The organism is Bizionia gelidisalsuginis (assembly GCF_008086185.1).
GTDB lineage: Bacteria > Bacteroidota > Bacteroidia > Flavobacteriales > Flavobacteriaceae > Bizionia > Bizionia saleffrena.
Genome location: NZ_VSKN01000040.1, coordinates 1 through 8,597, shown reverse-complemented (window position 1 = coordinate 8,597; position 8,597 = coordinate 1). Strand labels below are relative to the sequence as shown.

General features: G+C 34.1%; 5 protein-coding genes. 4 read left to right on the top strand and 1 reads right to left on the bottom strand.

Going from position 1 to position 8,597, the window contains the following annotated elements; all coding sequences use genetic code 11:
* Positions 1 to 2,587 (bottom strand): PKD domain-containing protein (locus ES677_RS14630; protein ID WP_148381646.1); only part of this gene is annotated, 2,587 nt, incomplete at its 3' end.
* A 1,028-nt stretch (positions 2,588 to 3,615) separates the two neighbouring features.
* Between ES677_RS14630 and ES677_RS14625 the strand changes: the two genes are divergently transcribed.
* The 4 genes from ES677_RS14625 to ES677_RS14610 all read left to right on the top strand — a co-directional run bounded on the left by ES677_RS14625 (position 3,616) and on the right by ES677_RS14610 (position 7,730).
* A complete protein-coding gene (locus ES677_RS14625; protein WP_148371013.1) occupies positions 3,616 to 3,969 on the top strand; it encodes a DUF6567 family protein in 354 nt (117 codons plus the stop codon).
* Positions 3,970 to 4,194: 225 nt separating this feature from the next.
* Entirely contained in the window at positions 4,195 to 5,088 is an 894-nt protein-coding gene (locus ES677_RS14620) for an endonuclease/exonuclease/phosphatase family protein (protein ID WP_148381645.1), read from the top strand.
* A 793-nt stretch (positions 5,089 to 5,881) separates the two neighbouring features.
* Positions 5,882 to 7,204, top strand: coding sequence for a hypothetical protein (locus ES677_RS14615; RefSeq protein ID WP_148381644.1), 1,323 nt, complete (start codon positions 5,882 to 5,884; stop codon positions 7,202 to 7,204).
* A 148-nt stretch (positions 7,205 to 7,352) separates the two neighbouring features.
* Positions 7,353 to 7,730 carry a DoxX family membrane protein gene (locus ES677_RS14610; RefSeq protein ID WP_148381643.1) on the top strand — a complete coding sequence of 126 codons (378 nt, stop codon included), beginning with the start codon at positions 7,353 to 7,355 and terminating at the stop codon, positions 7,728 to 7,730.
* Positions 7,731 to 8,597: the final 867 nt, after the last annotated feature.

Here is an 8,597-nt window from a genome sequence, read left to right as displayed (position 1 = left end):
TATCATCTGAAGCATACCATTGGTAAATAATGGTACCGGTTCCTCCGCTATCGGTTATAAAACTTAAGTCTTCTGGAGTGGCACCAGAACATAGCGTTTGGCTTAGTGGCGATTCGCCACTAATTTCTACGTTAGGAACCACTTCGATTGCTGCAGGCGCTGTCGTAATTTCATTACAACTTCCGGCGCCACTAAAACTAATCACACAAAAATAATAGAGTGTCCCCGTACTATCTGTTGGTGGTTGGTAATTGGCTTCTTGACCTTCGGGACTCGCTACCGCAGTACTATTTGCATCGGTTGGATCGTTATTGCCAGTATCATTATAATACCATTGGTAACCTGTAGTACCGATAGCAGTACCAGATAACGTAAAGGTTAACTCTTGGGCTGAACCATTTATACAATACGCGCCGTCTGTAGGTTGTGTCGTTATAACTGGAGCCTTGTTAACAGTGATAGTAAACTGAAAAGAATCACCAAGACATTCGTCAACGATAAAAGGTGTTACTGTATATATCACCGTTCCTGTAGTACCACTATCTAATGTAAGCGTGTGTGATGGTATAGTATTGGAATTACCTGAAGCAATAACGCCCAATATATTATCCGAACCCGATGAGCCAGTCCATGTATAACTTGTATTCGGATCACTAGATTCAAATATAATCTCTTCAGTTGAAGTTTCTGAACACAAGGTTTGCTCAAATACTGTATTGATAATCGTTGGTACCGGTAAGATTTCAAATGTTTCGGTAGCCGTGGTCGTTCCACAACTTGCAGAAACGGAAAGGCTTAATATATAATTATTAGGTGTATAAAAACTAATTTCTGGAAATTCTGAATTTTCGTTAGTTCCATTTACAAACTCCCAGTCGGTAGGGGACTCCCCTATATTTAAACTCCAAATATAGGTTGCTGTATCTGGCCCACAGCTATTAACGGTAGCTGTTGGATTAATAATTGAGATTGTTTCACAAAAGTTTTCTATAGGACTAATAGCCACTTCTGGAGGCGCTTTAACAATAATTTCTTGTGGCGTACTAAGGGTGATTCCACAGGGATTTGTTCCTTCAAGTGAAACCTGGTAAGTTCCTGAGGTTGTAAATTGAATTTCTGCAATTTCAGAATTGATAGTTGTCCCGTTAATAAAAGTAGCTCCATTTGATGTTCCACAATAATCCGGCGTATACTGAATAACCCAATTAAAAGTTGAATCGCTACATTGATCGTTAACATTAGTTGTGTTATTAAAGATCGTACTAAATGGCGCACAACCTTCATTATTATCCACTGTGAATTCTGGATTTATTGGGCCTTCAATGCATATTTCTTGAGTTACCGGAGCAGTATCACCACAATAGTTTTCAGCATATAATGAAATGGTATAAGTTCCAGGATCAGTATAAGAATGTGCTGGCTCAAAAACAGTGTATGTTGTTCCATCGCCCATATCCCAAAACCACTCGGCTCCAGTAGAACAATCTTCATTATAACCATTCCCAGAAGTATTATTTATTGGTATAATTGAATTTACACAACCCGCTTCGGGTGCCATAAAACTTACTTCTGGTTTTTGATAAATAGTAATGGGGCCAACCGTAAAATTAGAAGCTCCACAAGACGTAACTATATCGAAGAGAATAGTATAGTGGGTGCTAGGACAATTAGATTCGGTATAAGTGTGCGGAATTGGATAATTTGCTGATGCAGATGGATTGGAACTATTATAATATATTGATGATTCTAATTCGCCTTGCGTTAAAGAAAAAGCTATTCCATCCCCATAATCAATGTCATATTCCGTATCCGGAGGATTCGTTCCCCAATCACTTATAGCAAATTGCAAAGGACTTATAGGCAGACATAAATTAGTTGTACTCCCTGGGTTCACTATTCCACCCCCAGGATTACTAGAATTTTTTACTAAATACTCTTTCTGCACTTGGCAACCATTATCACCGATGGCACTTATTACCATATTAAATGAACCGATACTCTGATAAGAATGCGTTAATGGAAATGTCACACTATTCTCTGAGTTCCCATCGCCCCAATTCACGGAGTATGAGGTTATACAATTATCTGAATCAGGGTCAAGATCAACCGCTACGACATATTCGATAGTAGCAGCGTTACAATTTGAAAAAGGAGTGTTGAATACGGCGGCGTTGGCGTCTATAAAATTAACAACCGGCGTTCTCTTTACAGTTACGTCATGATTTACAGGACTTATAGGCTGATTATCATCAATATCGTCTGTTACCGTTAATGTGACATTAAAATCTTCTGTTCCGCAACCTGTCGCTTGAAAGTCGTGACTCGGATTTTCTTGAGTAGAAGTTGATCCATCTCCAAAATCCCATAAATAGGTAAAGGAACCGTCATCTGAAACCGTTGAGGTAAACACCACACTCTCTCCAGAACACGTATTATTATTACTGAATGTAAAATCTACCGTTATAGGATCACTGGTGATTTTATAAATTATATTGTTTTTAAATTCTATAGTCGTATTCAGTGCTATTGCAGAACTGATAATAATAAAAAAAACAACTCCAAAATAGGCGTATTTACTGTACTTCATAACTCAATAATTGGTTTCTTAACAAGCTTAAAATATCTAAAGTCATTTATACAATACAGTAAGAACAGTGCTCCTTAAACACACAGCGTTTTAAGGAGCGGTACGGTATTCCATTTTAAGAAAATAAATCGTTTTTTAATAATAATTTATACTAACTATTATTTATTGCTTCTTATTTACTCAATATCTTAAAATGGATAACTAAGCCGACATCAGCACGAAAAAAAACTATTCAACTAGTGCTCAACTCAATACTTCTTACGTATAGTAACTTTAGATAAATAAATCCCGAGTTCTATAAAACATTTGGGGTTACAAATATAAATTTAGCGTTTCAAACGCCCTTACTGTTTCCCGTAAAGCAGCTAAATAGGTGTTATATTTCTTATTTTAAAAATATAATAGCCTACTATAACAGGTCTTATAATTAACTAAGCGCACAGTTCACAACTATTATTTTATAATTTCAATTTTGTATTGACGATAAAACCCTCTTACTACAATTTCCATCTCCTTAAAAACCAAAGACCAACACCCTATTTCTATTTTAAACGAGAGAAGCGAAGCGGTTTACATTTCGTTTTACGGATAACAGTAATGCCGTGTTGGGCGTTTATTCTATTTTTAACCTCAAATAAATATTGGAAGCGTACAGGGTGTTCTTCTTTTTCTAAATCTAACGCCGTATTGTATATAAAAACCCTATGAAAAAACGAATTAAAAGGCTTTCTCGATATCAATATTTTCAAGGGCAGTAAAAAGAATTAAATTATTTGATTTTAAAGTAGTATCCAATTATCGCTATGGATTTAAATAAATTATAAGAGTAACCAGAATAACACCTTTAAAACAACCTAAAATAGATAGCTTTACCAATTATTCTAATTTTACAGATCTAATATTGGTGATTACCAGGTGTTTTGCCTTGGAGAACTGTTTGCGAGGAAGCTAATAAATACTAGAATACAGTCGGAATAAGCTGAATAAGACTTAAAATGTGAAGTAGGCAAATTATTAAAAATTATTAAATGAAAAAAATTATTTTAAGTTTAGCTATTGTAAGTTTATTTGCATCGTGCCGATCAAGTCTTAACTACGGTGGTTATAACCAGATTAACCAAACACAAACGGTATTATCAAGTTCTAATTTTAACGTTCTTGGAAGTTTTAAAGGCATTGCTACAGAGAAAATAGTAACTGGTAATATTACAAATAAAGAAGGTATTATTTCTCAAGCTAAAACAAAACTACTAGAAAATGCTAGAGCAGCAGGCGTAGAATTAATTGGGAGCAGAACACTTGTTAATGTCGCTGTTGATTTAATTGAAACTAAAAAAAGAATAAGCGTAACCATTTCGGCTGAAATTATTGAATTTAAATAAGTGTACTAAAGGGCAGCGATTCATTTTTCTGCCCTCTTATTTTCTTCTTTTAATGCGTTAAAAAATTTACTTTCTCTATCTATTATTCACCAAGCACATAGTAGATACTTAAAGCTCTTTTCATCTAACACTTTCAAGTTTTAAAGACCACTTAAGATTTAGTTTATCATTTTTTAAAGTATAACTATTTAGGAAGTAACAACGAGTAATCACATTTAATATACTATGTTTAAAAAACAAATTTTATTTCTACTACTATTTTCTACTCTATTTTCTTTACCCTTAAAAAGTGGTGCCTACAATCCTCTAACATATAGCTCCAATCTATCTGAAACTAGCGTCTCAACAAACCACTTAAAAAAAATACAAGTGGCCTCATGGAACATTCGCGATTTAGGACGATCTAAAACACCTGAAAACATTAACCAAATTGCTAATATATTACGCGATTTTGATGTTGTAGCCCTACAAGAAGTTGTAGCCAAAGATCCTGCCGGAGCACAAGCGGTTGCTAAAATTGCCGACGCACTAAATAGAATGGGTTCCAAATGGGATTATCAAATTAGCGATCCTACAAATAGTCCTTCGGTTTATATGAGCGAGCGTTATGCTTTTCTTTGGAAAACCTCGAGAGTAACGTTGGTGGGCAAAGCATATTTGGATAAAGGTTTAGAGAAACTCTGTTATCGCGAACCTTTTATAGCAACTTTTAAAACGAAAGGCGAATCAGAACCTTTTTACGTAGTAAATTATCATTCTCGAAAGCATTATGACAAGCCAGAAGAAGAAATTATTCATTTTATAGATTACCCAGAACGCCTTAACTCTAACAGTATTCTTATTGTTGGCGATTTCAATATCAATGAAAACCATACGGTTTGGGATCCATTTTATAGTAAAGGTTTTAATAGTGCTTTAAAGAATCAACCTACTACCTTAAAAACAAAATGTAAGAATGGCAATTACCTTAATCATTCTATAGATAATGGTTATTTTACTTCTGGAATAAATATAATTAAAGCAGGAAAACTAGATTTTGTAAAAGATTGTAAGAATCTAGAACTCGCCCAAGAAATTTCAGATCACTTACCTATTTATATGGAGCTTGAATTTAATTAAAAACGTAAAAATAAATTTGAACGCATTCGTTCAATGTTTTAGTTCCGTAATTATGTAAAAGTTGCGAGCAAATCTCCGTTATTATTCTTTAAAAGAGAAAGTAAGTCGGGTTTACAAAAATCTAAACTTCTAAATTTTGTTTCCTTTCCAAAATCGTCCATAATTTTATTATCATTCTCAAAACGTGTTTTTTTTCAGAAATATGCTTATCGTTATTACAGCTTCAACCTCTAATAATTTACGTGTAATATCGTAGTCTTCCCCCGTTATTTTGACTTATACCTATAGCATATACACCCATTTCTTTTAGGTAAACATCATCAAGTTTTAAGACGATATCCTGAGCAATAATAGAACCTGCGAAAAATAGCGATAGTAAGAGTGATACAGTTTTATTTTAAATATACTAGAGTATCGCTACCCCGTTTACCTTCAGGCTTTTACAATAAATAAGGATATGTAATTATAAAACTATTTCAAAATTAGTTTGATAACAATGTTAGTTTAAAACCCACAATACCTTAAATAACTACACTATAAACCTATTTATATTTTATAAATCAAGGTGAACCCGTTTCCTTAAAATAAATTAAATTAGGAAAATAACGGATTGGGCTATTAACTCTTTTATCTATAAACAAACATCCAACTATAGCTAATTCTGTTTTCTAAATACAGTCAGTAGTCATTAATAAAACCATTCCCTTGTTAATCCATAAACAAGCGCTACCCATTATTAATAAGTATTTTACCCTATATTTACTATTGCTAAACCAACACATTATTAAACCAGATGCTAAAAAAACTAACCATTTTATTCCTTATCAGTAATTTCGCTTTCGCCCAAAATGATTCTACGACTATTAAAACAATAGGATTTAACTCTGAATTTTCGTACAAAATGCTTGATCAGAATCAAAACCTGAGAAAAGTTAATATCCTTCTTGAAGAAAGAAAAAGGGGCACCATTAAGAATAATAGTCTAACTATCGGCACCTCATTAATTTCTATTTTAGATTATCAACATTCCAACACCGACTCTAAATTCGGGTATCTAATGAGGCATCCTACAGCAAACAATCAAATAGGAAAAGAAGTTAGCGAGGCCGTTATTCATTCCTTTCAACTATCACTTACAGCTACTATTAACAGCTGGCTGAGTACACATGTAGAGATACTCTATAATCCGCAGCAGGCATTTGGTGCTGGAACGATTACGTCTTTAGAGAGAAATCAGCTTCAATTACGAAAAGGATTTGTCGTAATAGGTAATTTGGAAACGTTTCCACTCTACGGCGCTTTAGGAAAAATGGATGCCCCTTTTGGCCAAATGGGAAGCGTAAATCCGTTTACCAACTCTACGACTTGGCACGCTTTCGCTGGTTTGGGGTATGGCGCACAGATTGGGTATAAGAAAGGTGGTTTACACACCAAATTAATGGCCGTTCAAGGAGGGGCTCAGTTTCGAGCTATGCATACGCCCGTTGGAAACAATACAAAAACCCCCTCAAAGATTAATAACTATGTTGCCGACTTAAATTACGCCTTTAATATTTTAAACAAAGTTCACCTCCTAATTGGTGCATCTTATTTACGTGGCAGCGCTTATTGTCAAGATTTTCCGGTAACTCATTTTTCGCCTTGCAACGACAATAATCCCGCATATACCTATTACGGAACCGTAACTATAAACGACCGTCTTACCATTAAAGGGGGATTTGCAAAAACTACAAAAATATGGAAAGGCACCCATAACCCGACGCCACCCTTAGATGTATTTGAAGCCTCTAAGGTAAGTGCATTAGATTTTGGGGCTAAATACGACCTCAATCAAAATAGCAAAATTAAATATACGCTTTCAGGAGAGTTTTCAAACTTTAAAGCAGGACCAAAGGGCGCTCCCTGGGAACGCCAGAATCAAATGGTATTAGGTTTCGCTAGCCTTATAAAAAAATCTTCGAAATTATTTTTAGAGGTTTTCCGAACCGAAGGTTATGCGCCATTAAACTTTATAAGCGGAAGTAACGACTTTGAACCTTTTACCCCAGGCATATCGCACAGTGAAAGGGACGCCAACAGCATAGGCTTTGTATTAGGTGCTCAAGTATCATTTTAATCATACTATGACAATGGTCTGCAAAGAAATTGCAGTACTAAAAACTGTAGTTTATAAGTGAAAATATCCAAACCTTATAAAATAATAAATGTTTTATTATAAAGGCCCTATAATTTATAGGGTTATCTTGTAAAAAAACCATCCCTTTATGAACCCTAAATTATTCTTAGTTTTACGTGTTATTTTCAGTGTATTTTTAATATTCTTTGGATTAGATCACTTTTTCAATTACATCCCGTTCCCTGAAATGGCTCCGGAAGCCAATGCATACTTCGCTAACTTATTATCAACATACGCTATGCACATAGTAGGTGTAGTAGAAGTTACAGCTGGTTTAGCCTTTTTATTCAATAAATTTGGTGCTATAATGGCACTTATTTTAATGAGTGTTTCTATTAATGCTGTACTATTTCATCTTTCATTAGATCCTGAAAAAATTTATGGCGCGCTAGTTTTGTTAATTCTAAATATCATTTTTCTTTATCATTACAGAAAAAACTACACAGCATTATTGAAGCCTGTTTAGATTATTAAATACTGATTTACATTTTGGACGCTTTTAAATACAGTAAATATTATAAAAAGAGTGCGCTTTAATAGCTGAAGGTACTAAAATAACTACTGGCCTGCATCCTTTTTAAAAAGCATCACTTGATACGTACGTGGAAGCGTTAAACGGTTTGTCTACTATTTTTAAATTAATAGCACAACGCTATATTTTTAATATATAAACCATCTTAGAGACTTTAAGGATAGGATCCGAAAAGAGCCGTACAAAATCGTTACTTTAAGTAATAATCTAGGCAACTATTCAAGTTGAGATAAAAACTCTCTCTCTGACGGTCCGTTTTACACAATTTTAACCAATAAACAAACCATCGGAAAGAAAGGTCTCATAGTGGCCCTTCTAAAGCGAATAATCTTATTAATGTGTTTAATAAGATACCAATGGAATGACAACATATAGTCTAAGAATTTTCTGTGGATATGGCTAAAAGTATAAATTTAATGGCTAGAAAAAGCTCCTCTAAAATGGAAATTATAACCGCCAGATTTTATGTTAGAAACTAGCCTCCCAGGCAGTACAAGAAGAGCATATCCGATAAATATGGAAAATTATGGATCATTCTCAAAAGTTGTGTGTGAATTGAAATAAAACTCCGTTTTTTGTAAAAAAAAACGTCGACAATCATCTTGAATTACTCAAACTTATTCTTCCTGAATTTTTAATTAATCATTTCGATCTAATAAAAATACTAAAAATGATGATGTAATGCATCTTTATTTTGAAGAGCGCAATGTGGTTCCTAAAGAAGAGAAATCCAAAATCCTTATTGCCCACGGTTTTCACAAAGAAGTTACTATTCAAGACTTCCCTCTACGAGGTAATACT

Coding starts and splice junctions, on each gene's coding strand:
- ES677_RS14625 (WP_148371013.1), top strand. CDS start 3,616: ATGAAAAAAATTATTTTAAGTTTAGCTATTGTAAGTTTATTTGCATCG.
- ES677_RS14620 (WP_148381645.1), top strand. CDS start 4,195: ATGTTTAAAAAACAAATTTTATTTCTACTACTATTTTCTACTCTATTT.
- ES677_RS14615 (WP_148381644.1), top strand. CDS start 5,882: ATGCTAAAAAAACTAACCATTTTATTCCTTATCAGTAATTTCGCTTTC.
- ES677_RS14610 (WP_148381643.1), top strand. CDS start 7,353: ATGAACCCTAAATTATTCTTAGTTTTACGTGTTATTTTCAGTGTATTT.